Annotated in this window: 14 protein-coding genes; 6 read left to right on the top strand and 8 right to left on the bottom strand. The window is 55.6% G+C overall.

Annotation, left to right across the window (positions count from 1 at the left end; translation table 11 throughout):
- Positions 1-92 precede the first annotated feature (92 nt).
- From ureG to ACI7MX_RS04490, 5 genes are all read right to left on the bottom strand, one after another.
- A complete protein-coding gene (gene ureG / locus ACI7MX_RS04470; protein ID WP_314484508.1) occupies positions 93-701 on the bottom strand; it encodes an urease accessory protein UreG in 609 nt (202 codons plus the stop codon).
- An 8-nt stretch (positions 702-709) separates the two neighbouring features.
- Positions 710-1,384 carry an urease accessory protein UreF gene (locus tag ACI7MX_RS04475; RefSeq protein ID WP_405585270.1) on the bottom strand — a complete coding sequence of 225 codons (675 nt, stop codon included), beginning with the start codon at positions 1,382-1,384 and terminating at the stop codon, positions 710-712.
- On the bottom strand, positions 1,381-1,881 hold the full coding sequence (gene ureE / locus ACI7MX_RS04480; RefSeq protein WP_314484503.1) for an urease accessory protein UreE: 501 nt from the start codon (positions 1,879-1,881) through the stop codon (positions 1,381-1,383). The genes ACI7MX_RS04475 and ureE overlap by 4 nt, the downstream gene beginning before the upstream one ends.
- A 163-nt stretch (positions 1,882-2,044) precedes the next feature.
- A complete protein-coding gene (locus ACI7MX_RS04485; RefSeq protein WP_314484500.1) occupies positions 2,045-2,677 on the bottom strand; it encodes a TetR family transcriptional regulator in 633 nt (210 codons plus the stop codon).
- 106 nt (positions 2,678-2,783) lie between these two features.
- Entirely contained in the window at positions 2,784-3,056 is a 273-nt protein-coding gene (locus ACI7MX_RS04490) for a hypothetical protein (RefSeq protein ID WP_122785042.1), read from the bottom strand.
- Positions 3,057-3,312: 256 nt separating this feature from the next.
- Here ACI7MX_RS04490 and ACI7MX_RS04495 point away from each other — a divergent pair, with 256 nt between their 5' ends.
- Positions 3,313-5,379, top strand: a complete 2,067-nt coding sequence (locus tag ACI7MX_RS04495) for an AsmA family protein (RefSeq protein ID WP_405585275.1) — start codon at positions 3,313-3,315, stop codon at positions 5,377-5,379.
- Between the two features lie 185 nt (positions 5,380-5,564).
- Here ACI7MX_RS04495 and ACI7MX_RS04500 read toward each other — a convergent pair whose 3' ends face one another.
- Positions 5,565-6,095, bottom strand: a complete 531-nt coding sequence (locus ACI7MX_RS04500; RefSeq protein ID WP_314484494.1) for a ferritin-like domain-containing protein — start codon at positions 6,093-6,095, stop codon at positions 5,565-5,567.
- 169 nt (positions 6,096-6,264) lie between these two features.
- Between ACI7MX_RS04500 and ACI7MX_RS04505 the strand changes: the two genes are divergently transcribed.
- Positions 6,265-6,546, top strand: a complete 282-nt coding sequence (locus ACI7MX_RS04505; protein ID WP_314484491.1) for a PsiF family protein — start codon at positions 6,265-6,267, stop codon at positions 6,544-6,546.
- A gap of 107 nt (positions 6,547-6,653) precedes the next feature.
- Positions 6,654-7,664: a hypothetical protein gene (locus tag ACI7MX_RS04510; protein ID WP_314484487.1), complete on the top strand. Its 1,011-nt coding sequence runs from the start codon at positions 6,654-6,656 to the stop codon at positions 7,662-7,664.
- Between the two features lie 111 nt (positions 7,665-7,775).
- Here ACI7MX_RS04510 and ACI7MX_RS04515 read toward each other — a convergent pair whose 3' ends face one another.
- Positions 7,776-9,041, bottom strand: a complete 1,266-nt coding sequence (locus ACI7MX_RS04515) for an Hsp70 family protein (protein WP_405585280.1) — start codon at positions 9,039-9,041, stop codon at positions 7,776-7,778.
- Positions 9,042-9,319: 278 nt separating this feature from the next.
- Here ACI7MX_RS04515 and cbpA point away from each other — a divergent pair, with 278 nt between their 5' ends.
- Positions 9,320-10,231, top strand: coding sequence for a curved DNA-binding protein (cbpA, locus tag ACI7MX_RS04520; protein ID WP_122785037.1), 912 nt, complete (start codon positions 9,320-9,322; stop codon positions 10,229-10,231).
- Between the two features lie 2 nt (positions 10,232-10,233).
- The gene (locus ACI7MX_RS04525; protein WP_405585284.1) at positions 10,234-10,551 is read left to right on the top strand and encodes a chaperone modulator CbpM; all 318 of its coding nucleotides are present in this window, start codon (positions 10,234-10,236) and stop codon (positions 10,549-10,551) included.
- Between the two features lie 76 nt (positions 10,552-10,627).
- Here the strand turns inward: ACI7MX_RS04525 and ACI7MX_RS04530 are convergent, their stop codons facing one another.
- On the bottom strand, positions 10,628-11,761 hold the full coding sequence (locus ACI7MX_RS04530; protein ID WP_314484475.1) for a HAMP domain-containing sensor histidine kinase: 1,134 nt from the start codon (positions 11,759-11,761) through the stop codon (positions 10,628-10,630).
- Between the two features lie 177 nt (positions 11,762-11,938).
- On the opposite strand from ACI7MX_RS04530, the gene ACI7MX_RS04535 reads away from it, so the two are divergent.
- The gene (locus ACI7MX_RS04535) at positions 11,939-17,134 is read left to right on the top strand and encodes a dermonecrotic toxin domain-containing protein (protein ID WP_405585287.1); all 5,196 of its coding nucleotides are present in this window, start codon (positions 11,939-11,941) and stop codon (positions 17,132-17,134) included.
- The last annotated feature ends 112 nt before the right edge of the window (positions 17,135-17,246 follow it).

Genomic DNA, 17,246 nt, shown 5'->3' on the forward strand with positions numbered 1-17,246 from the left:
TGCGATGGGTTGCGCAGCGACCCTGTTTTTAAATAAACGTGAAGGTCCTTCGGCCCCTATCGCAGCCTGCGGCAGCGGCGACAGGTTCGGATTTAAACCAACAAACCCTGACGTTCAATAAACGCCACGATGGTTTCTAGCCCGTGGCCGGTTTTTTGATTGCTGAACACAAAAGGCTTGTCACCGCGCATGCGTTTCGTGTCGCTGTCCATTAGCTCCAGCGAGGCACCGACCAGCGGCGCCAGGTCAATTTTGTTGATGACCAGCAAATCTGATTTACAGATTCCCGGCCCACCCTTGCGCGGCAGCTTGTCGCCAGCCGACACGTCGATCACGTAAATGGTCAGGTCTGATAGCTCCGGGCTAAAGGTCGCGGACAAATTATCCCCACCCGATTCCACCAAAATCAGATCCAGACCTGGAAACCGCCGATTCAATTGGTCGACCGCTTCAAGGTTGATCGACGCATCTTCCCGAATGGCGGTGTGCGGGCAGCCGCCGGTTTCAACGCCGATGATGCGCTCAGGCGCGAGCGCTTCGTTGCGCACCAGAAAATCAGCATCTTCGCGGGTGTAGATGTCGTTGGTCACGACGGCCAGGTTGTACTTGTCGCGCAGGGCCAGGCACAGGGCCAGGGTCAGGGCCGTTTTGCCGGAGCCTACCGGGCCGCCGATGCCCACGCGTAAAGGTTGTGTGTTCATGACATCTCCTAGGAACGAAACAGACGGCTGTACTGGCGCTCATGGGCCATGCTCGCCAATGACAGGCCAAACGCGGCGCTGCCCATGTGGTTCAAATCAAGACAGCTGGCGTGTTGTTGAGCCAGCTGCAACGCGGGTGACAGCTCGCTGGTCATGCGCTGGGCCGCTTGTTGACCCAGCGGCAAGGTTTTCATCAGCACCGCCAATTGGTTTTCCAGCCAGCTCCACAGCCAGGCCGCCAGTGCGTCCTGTGGGCTGATGCCCCAGGTACGCGCCGCCAAGGCCCAGCCGAGGGCCAGATGGGGCTCGTTCTGTTGGCTGAGAAAGAGGCGGGCAGGGTCGTCCAGTTCGGGCAGGCCCGTGAGCAGTTGCTGCAAGGAATAGCCCATTTGTCGACTTTCCTGATACAGCTCCCGAGTTTCGCGGCTGGCACGGTGTTCGTCGCAAAAGCGCTGCAAGCGCTCCCAATCTTCGTCTGCCGCTGCCTGGCAATGCGCCAGCAACCGTGGCGCTTCAAAGCGCGCCAGATTGAGCAACAACTGATCGCTTATCCATCGGCTGGCCGTCACCGGGTCGACGACGCGGCCAGTGTCGACGGCCATTTCCAGCCCTTGGGAATAGCTGTAACCCCCAATGGGCAGCTGTGGACTGGCCAGTCGCAGCAGCGCCCAGGCAGGGTTCACAAACGCACGCCAAATTGGTGCAGACGCGGGGCATAGTTGAAATCTTCTTCACCGGCTCTTGAGTGATGATGACCGCCGCCATAGGCGCCATGCTCCGGTTGAAACGGGGCGTCGATGGTGTCGCAGTGGGCACCCAGCTGATCAAGCATGGCCTTGAGCACGTAGTCATCAAGCAAGCGCAGCCAGCTGTCCCCTACTTGTAGCGCGACGTGGCGGTTGCCCAGGTGATAGGCAGCGCGAGTCAGCTCAAAGGCATTGCTGCACGTGACGTGCAACAGTTTTTCGGGGCTGGCGCAAACCCGCACGATGCGCCCGTCCTGAGCCTGAAGAAACTCGCCGTCATGCAAAGGCGATTGACCGCGCTCAAGAAACAGGCCGACATCTTCGCCGTCGCTGCTGAAACAGCGCAGGCGGCTTTTGCTGCGGGCTTCGAAGTGCAGGTGTAACTCGGCGCTCCACACGGGGTGGGGTTGAACTCTGCGATGAATCACCAACATCGGAAGGCTTCCTGCGAATGACAATGCTTTGAGCAGAGCAAAGGCCGCGCCAACCTGCTGGTGTGGTGCAAATGTGTAGGAAAAAAGCCTCGGAAGGGTGCGACAAGGTCAAAGCTGGTGCGTGATTAGCTTGCGTGCGCACCAGAAAGGTGCGCCTGAGGGGTTATTCGGTGCTGCCCAGACCTTGCCAATGTTTAAGCCCGATAAAGATAAAACGCAGTTGCTGACTGATCTTGGCCTGAGGCTGCAAGTAATCGGGCAGCATCTGGGCGGGCGGGTCGATGACATCCGGCAAGGCGGCGAACACGCTTTTAACGACCAGATCGGCAATGACGGTCAGCCCGGCATGATTGAGATGCCGCAATTTGGGTTTGGAGCCCAAGTCAGTGGCCAAATCCAGCGTAATGTCTTCGCGCAGGGCGCCAATGGCCTGGCGAACCGGCTGTGAGCCACCGTATTGCTCGCGGGCCAGAAACAGAAACTGAGAGCGGTTGGCTTCAACCACATCGAGAAAAATACGCACCGAGGCGTTAATCACGCCGCCCATAAACAGTTCGTTGTGACGCACGAGGCGAATGGTTTCGCGAAAGGTCTGGCCGACCTCGCTGACCAGTGCCAGGCCCAGTTGGTCCATGTCGCTGAAATGGCGATAAAAACCGGTGGGTACAATGCCAGCCGTTTTGGCGACTTCACGCAGGCTCAGGCTGCCAAAGCCGCGTCCCGATTCCATCAGGTGGCGGGCAGCGTCCATCAGTGCGAGGCGGGTTTGTTGCTTCTGTTCGGCGCGGGGCAGCATCGGGGCTGGTATTCCAGACAAGTACAGCGGCGCACTCTAGCAAATCGGCTTTGATGACGTCGAACGCTGTGTTGCTCAATAAGCCGGGTGGCCGCTGGCGTCGGTATTAACTCGCACGTTGATTTCTTTCAGCCAGACGATCAGCGCCACCTTCGGCGACAAAGGTGCTGCCTTTGGTGCGGTCGTAGCCATCTTCAGCCACACGGTTTTGCTGATCCAGCGTGCGTTGAGCACCGTCTTCAGCAATTGGGTTCAGGGGCTGGCTCAAGGTGCTGGAGGCAGGCTGTACCATGGGCGTAGGTTCGTCTTCGGCGGGCATCGCAAAGGCGTTAAAGGCAAGCAGTGACAGGCTCAGGCCAAACAAGACAGGGCGTTTCATGATGAGGGTACTCCGTAGCAGTGCAATCAAGTAGGTAGGGTGCCAATGCTACGCTTGCCTTCTCAAGATCAAAGTTCATAAGGCCAATGGTGATAATCAACACAATTGATTGTCCAGGTTCAACTGCTCTAGTCCGGGCCTCTTCCATGTTTTTTTTACGAAAGTGAAGGTCGGGTTAAACCTTGAGCCCTGTTTGTCAGTCGTACCTTAATAACGTCTTAATAAGGACGTTCAGTTGCATGAAAGGAGTCGTGATATGACGCGCACCCGTAAAACCCTTGCCTGGGTTATCGGTATTTTCTTCCTGTTGGTGGCCGTACTGGTGGTGATCCTGGCGACCTTCGACTGGAACCGCATCAAGCCCACAATCAACACCAAAGTGTCCGACATTCTTCATCGGCCCTTTGCTATCAATGGCAACCTGGCCGTGCGCTGGCAGCGCGAAGAGGGTGAGGGAGGCTGGCGGGCGTGGGTGCCGTGGCCCCATGTGATTGCTGAAGACATTACCCTGGGCAATCCCGAGTGGTCGAAAAACCCGCAAATGGCCAGCCTCAAGAAGGTTGAAGCGCGCGTGTCACCGCTGGCGTTATTGACCGAGACGGTGGCCATTCCGCGCATCGACTTGACTGAGCCCAGTGCCAACCTTGAGCGTTTGGCTGACGGCAGGGCCAACTGGACCTTTACCTTCGATCCGAAAGACCCCGATGCCAAACCTTCAGACTGGACGGTGGACATTGGGGCGATTGGTTTCGATAAAGGTCACGTGACCCTGAACGACCAAACCTTGAGGACGCGGTTGGATGTGGTCATTGATCCGTTGGGCAAGCCGATTCCGTTCAGTGAGATCGTCGGGGAAAAGGAAGCGAAAAAAGCTCAGGAAAAGGGCGCGGCCCCGCAAGACTATGCCTTTGCTTTAAAGGTGAACGGGGAGTATCACGGCCAGAAACTCAATGGCACTGGCAAAATTGGCGGTTTGCTGGCGTTGCAGGACGCCGCCAGGCCGTTCCCGCTGCAAGCACAGGTCAGCATTGCCGATACTAAAGTGGCCTTGGCGGGTACGCTGACTGACCCACTGAATCTGGGAGCACTGGATTTACGCCTCAAGCTGGCGGGTAGCAGCCTGAGCAACCTCTACCCGCTGACGGGTGTGACCTTACCCGATTCGCCGCCTTACTCCACGGATGGCCATCTGATTGCCAAGCTGCATGAACCGGGCGGTGCCGTGTTCACCTATGAAAACTTCAACGGCAAGATTGGCAGCAGCGATATTCATGGCGACCTGAAATACGCGGCCAGTCAGCCACGGCCAAAGCTCTCCGGCAAGTTGGTGTCCAACCAGTTATTGATGGCTGACTTGGCTCCGTTGATTGGCGCCGACACCAACTCAGAGCAAAAAGCCCGAGGCGGAGCGAGCAAACAGCCTGCGGGCAAAGTGTTACCTGTCGAGGAGTTCCGCACTGAGCGCTGGCGAGACATGGACGCCGATGTGGAGTTCACCGGCAAACGTATCGTGCAGAGCGCCGAATTGCCGTTTACCGATCTGTTCACCCATGTGGTGCTGAACAACGGTGAATTGAGCCTTGAACCCCTTCGTTTCGGCGTGGCGGGCGGCAAGCTGGACGCGCAAATCCGCCTCAATGGCCGAAATACTCCGCTGGAAGGGCGGGCCAAACTGACAGCACGTAACTTCAAGCTCAAGCAGTTGTTCCCGACCTTTGAACCGATGAAAACCAGCTTTGGCGAGCTGAATGGGGATGCTCATCTTTCAGGGCGCGGCAACTCAGTGGCCAAATTGCTGGGCACGGCCAATGGTGGCTTGAAGATGATCATCAACGATGGCGCCATCAGCCGCAGCCTGATGGAAATCGCCGGGTTGAACGTGGGTAACTACGTGGTGGGCAAGATCTTTGGTGACGAAGACGTGAAGATCAACTGCGCCGCCGCGGACTTCGGGATCAAGAACGGCCTGGCGACGTCTCAGTTATTTGTGTTCGATACAGAGAACGCGATTATTTACATCGATGGCACCGCCAACTTTGCCACAGAGCAATTGGACTTGAAGATCACGCCTGAATCGAAGGGGTTCAGGGTGTTTTCGCTGCGTTCGCCGTTGTATGTACGCGGCACATTTGGCAATCCGTCCGCTGGCGTCCAGGCGGTGCCCTTGTTGTTGCGCGGTGCTGGCATGGTGGCGTTGGGTGTGATTGCAGGTCCGGCGGCAGGGTTGCTGGCTTTGATTGCGCCGAGTGGTGGGGAGCCTAATGAATGCGCACCACTGTTGCAGCAAATGCAGCAGGGCAAAGTGCCGAAGACGGTGAAATAAGCCTGTCCTCACCCCAGCCCTCTCCCGGAGGGAGAGGGGGCTAAAGGCAAAAGCAGAGCTGCATTACGGCAAAAATCAGCCCCCCTCTCCCAAGGGAGAGGGGGGCTAAAGGTAAAAACAGATATTTGATACACCACAAGCCAGTCCCCTCTCCCTCTGGGAGAGGGTTAGGGTGAGGGTAGCTTTTATAGACCCTTCAACAGATCAGCCATATCGTCAGCGTGCTCTTCTTCTTGCTCGAGAATTTCTTCGAAGATCCGACGCGTGGTGGGGTCTTTGTCGCCGATGTACTGGATGATTTCTCGGTAGCTGTCGACCGCAATGCGCTCGGCAACCAAGTCTTCGTACACCATTTCTTTCAAGTTCTTGCCCGCGACGTACTGCGCGTGCGAATTTTTGGACAGCAGGTCAGGGTTGAACTCCGGTTCGCCGCCCAGTTGCACGATGCGCTCGGCCAGCTTGTCAGCGTGCTGCATTTCCTGATTGGCGTGCTCCAGAAACTCCTCCGCCGCCACGTGCGCTTTGATCCCGTCCGCCATAAAGTAATGACGCTTGTATCGCAGGACGCACACCCACTCGGTGGCCAGCGACTCGTTGAGCAAGCGGATGATTTCTTCACGGTCAGCGCTGTAGCCCGGTGTCACAGCACCTTCTTCGACGTTCTTGCGGGCACGATCGCGCAGGGTTTGTTTATCGGACAGTTTTATGTCGGTCATTTCAATCTCCTCACTCATCAGGTTGCCGCATCGCTCTGTAGGCAACGTCGGTTCATAGGCTGTGAGTTCAGCGCGAGCAGAAAGTTTTATCGAAGTGGCAAGTAACAGAGTTTGGCTACACTGCTGAGAAGCCCGCGGCCATTCGGTGCGGCCCTAAGGAGAAAACTCCATGAAGATGTTGCGTGTTCCTTTTCTGCTGATGGGTTTGGTGCTGTGCTCCCACAGTTTTGCCGACACCACCCAGCAAAACAAAATGACTTCGTGCAACGCTGACGCCAGCGCTAAAACCCTAAAGGGCGATGAGCGCAAAGCGTTTATGAGTGCCTGCCTGAAAGCCAAGCCGACCTCGCCGCAAGAAAGAATGAAAACCTGCAACGCCACCGCCACCACTCAGGCGCTCAAAGGTGACGCGCGTAAAACGTTCATGAGCGAGTGCTTGAAGAACAAATAAGCGTCAGTGGCTCCTGTGGGCTGCCCGCCAACCATCACATTGTGTAGTGCTGCCGGACGAAGGCTGGCAGACTGCCCATCCTTTCGCGCTGCTCGTTTTGAGGCTGTATGCCATCGTTTTCTCAGCGTCACATCCTGTTGGCCAGTTACATCATCATTGCTATCGGTTTATTACTGGTTTTTCCATTAAGGCTGTTACCCAGCTTGCTGGCCGGTTTGCTGGTTTACGAGCTGGTCAACATGCTCACGCCACAACTCCAGCGCCTGATTGCCGGGCGCCGGGCACGCTGGCTGGCCGTGGCCCTGCTGGGCACAGTGGTGGTCAGCGTGCTGGCGTTGATCTTTGCGGGTGCGATCAGCTTTTTACTGCATGAGGCCGAAAACCCCGGTGCCTCACTGAATAAGTTCATGGCGGTGGTCGACCGGGCGCGCGGGCAGTTGCCGCCGTTTCTGGACAGCTATTTGCCGGCCAGTGCTGCTGAGTTCCGTGTCGCCATTGGGGCATGGGCCAACAAACACCTGAGTGACCTGCAACTGGTTGGCAAAGATGCGGCGCACATGTTTGTGACGTTGCTGATCGGCATGGTGCTGGGCGCCATCATCGCGTTGCAACGCATCCCTGATATCAGTCGACGCAAGCCGCTGGCGGCTGCGATGTTTGATCGTCTTCACCTGTTGGTGCGTGCGTTTCGCAACATTGTGTTTGCGCAGATCAAGATCGCACTGCTCAACACTGTGTTTACCGGGATCTTTCTGGCCGTGGTGCTGCCGTTGTTCGGCGTGCACCTGCCGTTGACCAAGACGCTGATCATGTTGACCTTTTTGCTGGGGTTACTGCCCGTCATCGGCAACTTGATTTCAAACACCCTGATCACCATCGTCGGCCTGTCGTTGTCGATCTGGGTGGCGGTGGCGGCGTTGGGCTATCTGATTGTTATCCACAAGCTGGAATACTTCCTGAACGCCAAAATCGTTGGCGGCCAGATCAGTGCCAAATCGTGGGAATTGCTGTTGGCGATGCTGGTATTCGAAGCAGCCTTCGGCCTGCCGGGCGTAGTGGCTGGGCCGATCTATTACGCGTATTTGAAAAGTGAGTTGAAGCAATTGGAATTGGTGTGATGGAGGCAGCTGCACGTTACAAGCTGCAAGCGACACGTTAAGAGCAGTGCACGGTGTTGCTTGTGCTTTTGCCTTTACTTGCCGCTTGCCGCTTAAAGCTTACAGCTGCCCTTAGCCATACCGCTTTTTAGCTTCAATCGCCAAGCCGCTACCGATGCTGCCGAAGATGTTGCCTTCAACATGGTGGGCATTTGGCAGCATGGCCGAGACGCTCTGGCGCAACGCCGGGATACCGCTCGAACCCCCGGTGAAGAACACGGTGTCGACGTCCTCGACACCCACACCGGCGCTGTTCAGCAACTGGGTCACGCTGTTACGAATACGCTCCAGCTGGTTGTCGATGGCGGCTTCAAACATTACCCGGCTCAAATCAACGCTCAACCCGGCCTCTACCCGATCCAGCGGTAAATGGCGGTTGTCGTTGTGGGTCAGTTCGATCTTGGTTTCTTCGATTTCCATCGCCAACCAGTGACCGGCACGCTGTTCTATCAATTTGAACAGACGGTCGATACCACCCGTGTCGACGATGTCGTAACGCATGCTGTTCAGTGCAATCTGGGTTTTCTGAGCGTAGACCGAGTTAATGGTGTGCCAGGTCGCCAGGTTCATATGATGGCTGGTGGGCATGTAGGCACCGCTTTTCATGCGGCTGCCGTAGCCAAACAGCGGCATTACGCCTTGCAGGCTGAGCTGTTTGTCGAAGTCGGTCCCGCCAACGTGCACGCCGCCAGTGGCCAGAATGTCGTCCTGACGGTTGTCCATGCCGCGACGCTCGGGTGACAGGCGTACCAGCGAGAAGTCGGACGTACCCCCGCCGATGTCGACAATCAGTACCAGCTCTTCGCGCTCAATGGTCGACTCATAGTCGAAAGCGGCCGCAATCGGTTCGTACTGGAAGGACACTTCCTTGAAACCGATGGCCCTGGCCACGTCGGTCAGGGTGTTTTCGGCTTCCTGGTCGGCCAGAGGGTCGTCATCAACGAAAAATACCGGGCGGCCCAACACCACCTCTTCGAAATCCCGACCAGCGGTGGTTTCGGCGCGTTTTTTCAACTGGCCGATAAACAGGCCCAACAGGTCTTTGAACGGCATGGCCGTGCCCAGAACGCTGGTGTCGTGTTTGATCAGCTTGGAGCCCAACAAGCTCTTGAGCGAGCGCATCAGGCGGCCTTCGTAGCCTTCCAGGTACTCATGCAGCGCCAGACGTCCATACACCGGGCGACGTTCTTCAATGTTGAAGAACACCACGGAGGGCAGGGTGATCTTGTCGTCTTCCAGCGCGATAAGGGTTTCCACGCCTGGACGCAGCCAGCCGACGGTGGAGTTGGACGTGCCGAAGTCGATGCCGCAGGCACGTGCTGGAGTGGCGCTTTTCATGTCGATCATGTTCCGGTTAAAAAAACGGCCGCGCAGTGTATGTCAGTCGCTCACATAACCGAAGCGCGACCATTCGTTAATTCGCAGGTTTTAATCCTCTTGAAAGACTATCCTTCATCCCCAAACTTCCAGACATTGGCGTGGTAGCTCCAAAGCTATCGAACATTTTCGCAGCGCTGCACGGTCACAGGGTTGAGGTCGGTCAATGTGCAGACCAGGCAAACCGAGCATTCTGGGCGCTGAGCGGCGCGTTTCTGATAACGGATGGTGATCCTTACATGGACTTCAAAGACTATTACAAGATCCTGGGTGTCGAGCCCACGGCTGACGACAAGGCGATCAAGACCGCCTATCGCAAGCTCGCACGCAAATACCACCCGGATGTGAGTAAAGAAAAAGACGCCGAAGAGAAGTTCAAGGACGTCAACGAGGCGTATGAAGCGTTGAAAAGCCCCGAAAAACGGGCTGAATACGACGAAATTCGCAAATATGGCCAGCATGGTCAGCCATTTCAGGGCCCACCCGGATGGCAGGGTCACTCCAGCAGTGGCTTCGAGGACGCTGGCGATTTTTCAGACTTTTTCAGCTCGATCTTCGGTTCGCGCGGAGGCGGTTTTGGTGGCCAGTCTGGCCGTAGTGCAGGCCGTCGCGGTCAGGATGTTGAAATGGAATTGCCGATTTTCCTTGAAGAAACCCTGTCGGGTGAGTCGAAGCCGATCAGCTTCCAGATTGGCGGTGTCAGCAAAACCCTGAACGTGAAGATCCCGGCCGGTGTTACCGACGGTGAGCGGATCCGCCTCAAAGGCCAGGGTGGGCCGGGTGCAGGCGGCGCAGCCAATGGTGATCTATACCTGATCATTCGTTTCGCGCCGCATCCGAAGTTCGACGTGGAAGGTCATGATTTGATCATCACCGTGCCGGTCGCACCGTGGGAAGCCGCGCTAGGGACCAAAGTGCCCGTGCCGACCCTGACCAGCAAAGTGATGATGACTGTGCGCCCCGACAGCCAGACAGGTCATCGCTTGCGCATCAAGGGTCATGGCCTGGTGGACAAGAAAGGCCAGCGCGGTGATTTGTATGCCCAATTGAAAGTGGTCATGCCCAAAGAAAGCGACGAGGCCACCAAAGCCTTGTGGCAAGAACTCGCCGACAAAGCGGCATTTGATCCGAGAGCCCAATGGAGTAACTGATCATGAGCAACACCCTGATCGTTCAGCTGGACATGGAAAGGTTCTGCGAAGAGGCCAATATCCCGGCCACTTACGTGATAGAGATTGTCGAACACGGAATTATCGAACCTCAGGGCCACGCTCCGGATGCGTGGCGTTTTGAAGACTATGAGTTGGTCATCGCAAAACGTGCGGCCAAGCTGCATAAAGACCTGGAGCTTGAGTGGGAAGGCGTCGCCCTGGCGCTGGACCTGATCGAGGAGGTGCAGCAGTTGCGCGCCGAGAACCAGCGTCTCAAGCAACGACTGGGGCGGTTTGTAGGCAACTCTACGCGTGACTGACCGGTAGTCGCTGCCGCAGGCTGCGAGCTGTGATCCAGCATTAACAGCTTGCAGCCGGCGGCAACGACTACACGTATCACGGCTTTTTCGGCAACACCACAGTAAAGGTCGTGCCATCGCCTGCGGTGGAGGTGACATCGATCTTGCCGCCGTGAGCATCAACCACTTCTTTTATGATGAATAGACCCAGCCCCAAACTGGTCGAGGTGCCCGGTTGGTCGATGTCTTCGCTGGGACTACGCACCAGCGGGTCGAACAATGTCGCCATTGCATCCTGGGCGATGGGCAGGCCCACATTGTGAACGCGTAAGGTCACGTCTTGTGCCGTTGCGTTCAAGCTCAGCCGCACTTCTCCCTTGCGGGCTCCATGTTGCAGCGCGTTGCCGATAAGGTTTTGCAGCAACTGACCCATACGTCGCGGGTCCCATTGCCCTACCACGTCACCCTCCACATGCAAAGTAACGGCACAGTGGGGTTGTCCGGCAGTGGCTTCTTCCAGTGCCGTCTGGCACGCATGCGCCAGATCCATGGATACGGTTTCGATCGGCATCCGGCTGCCAAGCCGGCTGCGCACGAACTCCAGCAGGTCACTGACCATTGATCCCATATGGCGAGTGCCGTTTTTGATGGCCAACACGTACGCCTGCGCGGGTGTGTCCAGTGTGGCTTTACGTTCCAGCATCTCGGTAGACATGCTCACCGCCTGCAAGGGCGCACGCAGATCGTGTCCCAAAATGGCAAGGAAAATGTCCCGCGAGCGATTGACCTGTTCGGCATAGGCCGCAGTGGATTCGGCCAGTGCCTCATCGATGGCTTCGTTAAAGCGGATCATCTCCGTCAGGTGCGAGTGTTCAGCCGTCTTCACGCTCTCGACCCAAAGGCGAATGACACACGCGCGCAAATGGCGAAACTCGGAGGTCATTTGCACCAGATCAAATCCAACCGCATGGCGCAGTTCGCCATGGCTGGCAGAGGCTTGGTCCAGGCTTGGCGTTTTGTCCAGGCATTCGCCCTCAGCCTTGGCCTGCTGCTCGCTGGCGGTTTGGGCGGTGTTCATGTCGCGCGAGGCCGCTATCAAAATGGCCTTGGCATGATCGCGCAACTCGACGCTGTCCATATTTTCGGCAGGTGGCGTGATGGTTGCGGCAAATTGCTCCCACTCATCGACGATGCGGTCAACGTTTTGCACGATGAATTCTGACAGGCGCATGGCCAATTTCCTGGATGAAGAGCTGTTATTAAGCGGGTGGTGCATCTTAGCCGTTAAAGTAACTTTGCAATACCGCCACGGATCTGCCTGCCTATCGCCCCGGGATATATAGATACCTCTTGAGTGATTCACCGCCTCGATAACCTGATGTCCTCATCATTTATCAAGGAGTTTTCCATGTCTGAGACGACAGCTCGTGCCATGCCACCCGGCGCAACGCCTATTACCGAATCACGCCATTATGAGTTTTTAAAGGCCTCTATCCCCCACTACCTGGTAGACGCCAGACCAGCGCATCATGCAGTACTTAAAAGCACCGAAAAACGTATGCCAGGTTGGTATGCCGCTTTGACACCGGCTCGAAAAGCACATCTCAAACCTTTACTGGAGGCGCGATTTACCTCGCAAAACCGTCTGGATCAGCACTTGGGCAAAGTCCAATCGCTTGAGGCGTTTGCGCAGCCATTATTGGAGGCCGCTCTCAAGACAGCAGGGTTTGCCTTGACCGTGAAGGACGTCTATTTGCGGCTATATGCACCCACTGTAGATGCCTTTGGCGTCTCCAGTGGAGCCCAGAACGTGCGTACGTTGTCATTGCTGCAAGCGGCGCTGCACAACTTTGAACAGCCCGAAACGCAAGCCAATTACTTTGCTGAAGAGTCCGGCTTTATTACAACACCCGATGAACTGGGGCGTTTTCAACCTTATATAACCGCTCTTAAAATCGAGACCTTCACCCAGCTGTGCCGCGACCTTGATATTGGCGCTAAATACCAGGAGTACCTCAAACCGTATTTGGATCCCCAGGAACCCGTGTCCCGAGGCGTACTGGAGCACCGTTACGCCACTCAGCAAAAGGACATGCTCAAGCTGGATGCGCAGATTGCGTTGCTCAAAGGGGATATAAATTCCAACGAACACGAGCTGATCCAGCGAGTCATTAGCGGTGAGCGTCACATCATGGTTGGCGATAAGCAGCTGTGGTATTGGACCCCCTGTGTAATGAAAATCGTGTTGCATGGCTGCGTGGTGTTCGCGCCGAGCGTGAAATACAAATATGCCGAAAGCTTCATTGTCTGGATTCCAGGCGACCCTGAGCACCCGCTCAAGTGGTATGCCACGTTTGATGATTTTCGCGACGAATTGGTGCGCAAACTTACGGCTCCCAACACAGCATTAAGACAGACAGGTCTTACGCCTTATCAAGCGTTCCTTAGCCGGTTTATTCAGCAAAGTGATCGACCTCGGTACTACCAGCATTTAACCGAACTGGTTAAAGATACGCCTGATCAACCTTGGGGTCTGGAGTGGTTCCGCTCCGAAAACACCCAATTCTGGGTGCGCGCATTAGCGCCGATAGCGTCATTGCCGCTTATCGTACCGCCCAACCCTGATACCCATAAAACCCGTGTTCAGCTCGCACATCCCTCGGTCCGCGTCACTGCCACCACGCTGGACGGAGGCAGCGACTGGGCAGACATAGATCTATGGAGCACGCTGCTCAACAATATGCGCACTCAAGTCTTTGCCAATGCGCAAGGTATGGCGCTACCCACTGCAATGGCCGACGCCAATAATCGCTCATTGCGCACTTCGCACTACCTGAACATTGGGCTGTTTGCAGTCAACCTGGTGGCGATGGTCGTACCGCCTTTGGGCGAGCTCATGATGGTGGTCATGGCGGGGCAATTGGTTTACGAAACCTTCGAGGGTTTTATCGAGTGGGGGGAGGGTGACAAGGAGGCAGCTTGGGCTCATATCAGCGACGTACTGGAAAATACGGCGACACTGGCGGAAGGGGCTGGCCTCTTTCACGTTGCGGCGCCTGTTCTCGAAAAACTCAAAGTGATTTACTTACCCGATGGTTCAAAACGGCTGTGGAATGAAGACCTGAGTCCCTACGAGCGCTCAATTGAAATCCCTGTCAATTCCCGATCCGATGACACAGGGCTGCACACAATAAAAGGTCAAAACGTGCTGCTGCACGAAGGTAAAACCTATGTGCTGCAATTCGATCCCATTTCCGGGGATTACCGTGCCGGCCATCCTACTAACCCCCATGCTTATAAACCTGTGTTCAAACACAAAGGGCAGGGTATATGGGTGCATGAGGGAGAGCGGCCTCTGACCTGGGATCTGCCGATGCTCAAGCGCCGTCTGGGGGGCTTGAGCGCGGATCTTAGCGATACGGAGTTCGACCACATCCTTAGGGTCAGTGATGTACAGGAAGATGATCTTCGGCGCATGTTTGTCGAGGACGAGCCATTATCCGGAATGCTGATCAACAGTTTGAATCAGTTCAGGGCCTACACCAGAGCCATGAAGGCTGTTGAAGAAGTAAGGGGCGGGCGTCTCTCCAGAGCGCTGAGTACGTACAGTGTGATCTTTACCACCGAGCTTGCGAGGTGGCCGCAGACCCTGGCCTTTGATGTGTACGATGAGCCTTGGGCGCCGCAAAAAGCCAAGCGTTACGGCAGCTCACAGGCAACGGGCAGTAACGTCATCAGAATTGGCCAGGAAGCGTTGATGGAGGGGCAACTTCCGGCGCGAGTTATAGGTGCGCTGAGTGAATCGCAAATAACAGAGTTACTGGGTGAACGGGTTTCCTTTGACACCGAAGAGCGAGTGCGGGTGTTCAAAGAGCGACTGGCCATGCACATGGAAAAACACATGCATCGCCTCTACTCAAGTTTGTATGGTGAACCCGTGTTGGACACCGACCCGGCCAGCGCATCCATTAAGCTCATCAAACGTGTGTTCCCCAAGTTGTCGACTACCCTGGCGCGTGAGCTAGTGGCTGAAGTCAGCCCGGCAGAAAGTCTTCAGCTCAAGAGCGGTAAATTACCGGCGCGCCTGTACAGGGTCGCGCGCCAACGGCAGCGCCAAACGCGCTTGTCTAGCGCTTATTTAGGAGGGTATTTGGACGGTTTGATTACGGCCGATACCGAAACCTTGGTGTTGAATACCCTTGGCAATCTGCCAGGCTGGAAAAACGACCTGCGTATTGAAATACGTAATGACCATTTCCATGGCGAGCTGACAGCCAGCTTTGGAGAGAGTGAGGCGAGTGACCGCAAGGTATTAGCCCGAATCTCGGATGGCAGGTATAAGGCGTTCGATGGCGAAGGCAATGAGTTGCAGGGTGTTGATGACCTTTACAGCAGCTTGCAACATGCCCTGCCGGATGAGCATCGCAACGCGATTGGCTTGCCCCATGTTGGCCAGGGGGGGGAGTTAAAGCTCAAGCTCCAGCAGCACGCCTTATCGCGCCCCGTGTTGCGCGAGCTTTTAGGTATGCAAGCCGATAATCGTCCTTTTTTTCTGCCGCCTGAGCGTTTGTCTGATGGTCGACTGGGCTATCCGCTCAGTGGCCGAGGCGCATCAAGTGCTACTCCCACCGCTAATGAAGTCTTGACGGCACGATTGCGCAACCTCTATCCCGAATCAACTGAGGCGGCGCTGTCGGGTTATCTGAATGCACATGGGGAAAATGCAGCGGCTCGTATAAAGGCGTTGGAGGATGAATTCGCGCAGTTGGACAGCACGCTCAATCAATGGATTACTTCGACTATTGACGGACAAAGGGCAGATGACCTTTTGTCTGAGAGGCAACGCACAATACTGAGCCTGCGACATTGGGTGCGTGATCGTTTGAAGAACGCCTGGCGTCGAGTGGGGGCCCGGCATATATCGAACGACCGCCCTTTAGGCCAAATGTTGATCTTCAACAGGCCGGGGTTGGGCCCCATTCTGGAGTCCTTGCCGCCATTGGCGGCGGACTTTGGGCATGTCACCCGCCTGATCATAGACGGTATAGGCGCAACCGATGGCATCAATGGTTTTATGTCTCACTTCAAAAAGTTGCGCTCGCTCGATATCACGCATTGCGATTTGAAGCAATTACCCCCGTCGATAGGGCTTATGCCGCGTTTGGGCAAGTTGGACTTGTCGTTTAACCAAATTGAACTGACGCCTGAGTCTGTGGACCAGCTGAGCCGATTGCCCCGCATGCTTGAGATGTCTTTGGAGCACAACCCTATCAAGTTGCCCCCGGATATCAGTCATATGCCGCATCTGAATATCTTGAATTTGAGAGATTGTAAGGTCATGCAATGGCCACCAGGTTTTTTGGCTGTCCCACGGCCCCGAGAATTCCAGATGTTCCTTGAATACAACACCTTATCGAGCATTCCTGATGAAGTGCCAGGTTCTGATAGGGCTAATACCCTGGCCCGAGCAATAGTGACTTACAAAGAGTTGCCAATTGAGGTGCTCAATAAGTTGAGAACATACAGGGCAGCCGCGGGGCTTGATCCCGAACGCCAATTTCCCCCTGGACTGGAAGGAGACAGTCGCAAATGGTTGCGCGGTTTAAGCTCCGAAGTGGCCGTCAGTAATCAAGCATTATGGAATCGCATAGAGCAGGAGCATGGTTCAGAACCTCTGTTTAATCTTTTCAGACAGCAGTTTGCGTCGTTCAAGGATCGGTCACTCGAAGTTATCCTGGACATGCAAGTTAAATTATGGCGGATGCTGGGGTCGATGGACGAAAGCGCTCAGCTTCGCGACAAGATTTTTCTAATGGCATTGGCGCCGGCGACCTGTGTGGATGCCGGGGCACAGATATTCAGTGCATTGGGCGTTGAGGTGATGCTGTATGAAATCTACCAGTTGCCACAGGAATGGCTGGTCAAGCTCGAGATGGTAGAATTGTCCAAAGGTAAGGCGCGTCTTAATCAATTAGGGAAGATTGCGCGTGCGCGGGTGGATGAATTGCTCGCCGAAGGTCGTCGTTTTCCGGAGTACGACGATGCGGGGAATATCATACCTAACAGGCGTAACGGCGTTGTGCTGAGGTCCATCGATGAAGTCGAAATTTACCTCAAATACACCGTCGGTCTTAAAGACCAGCTTGATTTGCCTTGGCAAATGGCCGAAATGTTTTTCCCTGAGCCGGATGTCACCGCAGAAATGGTAGAGAACGCGGCTATCCACGTGAGAGCCCTGGAGGCGGGTACAGGGTTGCGTGATCAGTTAATTGAACTGCCAATGTGGACTGACTTCCTTGAGCGCTCTAACGCTGACGAATTTCAGGCGATAAAAAATAAAATAGATGCATTGACCGACTTGAAGGATGCGCAAGACAAATTAGCAGAGAAGGGAGCAGAGTTGTCCGAAGAGGATAAGTCGCTATTAAGCAATGAGATCCAGAAGGCGGCGGACACCCTCGCCATGAAGGTGGCGCCAGAGCAGGTACTCAGTGATGAGGCGTATTACTCGCTGTTGGGCGTTTTTGACCAGGAAACGCGAGCCCTCAGGCGCTCTTTGACGAATGAGGCGTTGAGTGTAGAGCCTGACGCTGATGAGCTGTAAACAGGCACAGCTGACTCCCGATTCGTCATCAATTTGATACGCCGCGGCGTGTAAAGCGCCGCGTCTGCTTAAGTGAGCGGCACTACATAGATAACCCTTGTTGCAGGTTGCC

This window comes from Pseudomonas sp. 2024-210, from assembly GCF_045062345.1.
Taxonomy (GTDB): domain Bacteria; phylum Pseudomonadota; class Gammaproteobacteria; order Pseudomonadales; family Pseudomonadaceae; genus Aquipseudomonas.

What these genes read in the sequence shown, in the direction of transcription:
- ACI7MX_RS04500 (WP_314484494.1), bottom strand. Translation starts at nt 6,095, where the DNA reads ATGACCGACATAAAACTGTCCGATAAACAAACCCTGCGCGATCGTGCC.
- cbpA (WP_122785037.1), top strand. Translation starts at nt 9,320, where the DNA reads ATGGACTTCAAAGACTATTACAAGATCCTGGGTGTCGAGCCCACGGCT.
- ACI7MX_RS04495 (WP_405585275.1), top strand. Translation starts at nt 3,313, where the DNA reads ATGACGCGCACCCGTAAAACCCTTGCCTGGGTTATCGGTATTTTCTTC.
- ACI7MX_RS04530 (WP_314484475.1), bottom strand. Translation starts at nt 11,761, where the DNA reads ATGCGCCTGTCAGAATTCATCGTGCAAAACGTTGACCGCATCGTCGAT.
- ACI7MX_RS04510 (WP_314484487.1), top strand. Translation starts at nt 6,654, where the DNA reads ATGCCATCGTTTTCTCAGCGTCACATCCTGTTGGCCAGTTACATCATC.
- ACI7MX_RS04515 (WP_405585280.1), bottom strand. Translation starts at nt 9,041, where the DNA reads ATGAAAAGCGCCACTCCAGCACGTGCCTGCGGCATCGACTTCGGCACG.
- ACI7MX_RS04490 (WP_122785042.1), bottom strand. Translation starts at nt 3,056, where the DNA reads ATGAAACGCCCTGTCTTGTTTGGCCTGAGCCTGTCACTGCTTGCCTTT.
- ACI7MX_RS04535 (WP_405585287.1), top strand. Translation starts at nt 11,939, where the DNA reads ATGTCTGAGACGACAGCTCGTGCCATGCCACCCGGCGCAACGCCTATT.
- ACI7MX_RS04505 (WP_314484491.1), top strand. Translation starts at nt 6,265, where the DNA reads ATGAAGATGTTGCGTGTTCCTTTTCTGCTGATGGGTTTGGTGCTGTGC.
- ACI7MX_RS04485 (WP_314484500.1), bottom strand. Translation starts at nt 2,677, where the DNA reads ATGCTGCCCCGCGCCGAACAGAAGCAACAAACCCGCCTCGCACTGATG.
- ureE (WP_314484503.1), bottom strand. Translation starts at nt 1,881, where the DNA reads ATGTTGGTGATTCATCGCAGAGTTCAACCCCACCCCGTGTGGAGCGCC.
- ureG (WP_314484508.1), bottom strand. Translation starts at nt 701, where the DNA reads ATGAACACACAACCTTTACGCGTGGGCATCGGCGGCCCGGTAGGCTCC.
- ACI7MX_RS04525 (WP_405585284.1), top strand. Translation starts at nt 10,234, where the DNA reads ATGAGCAACACCCTGATCGTTCAGCTGGACATGGAAAGGTTCTGCGAA.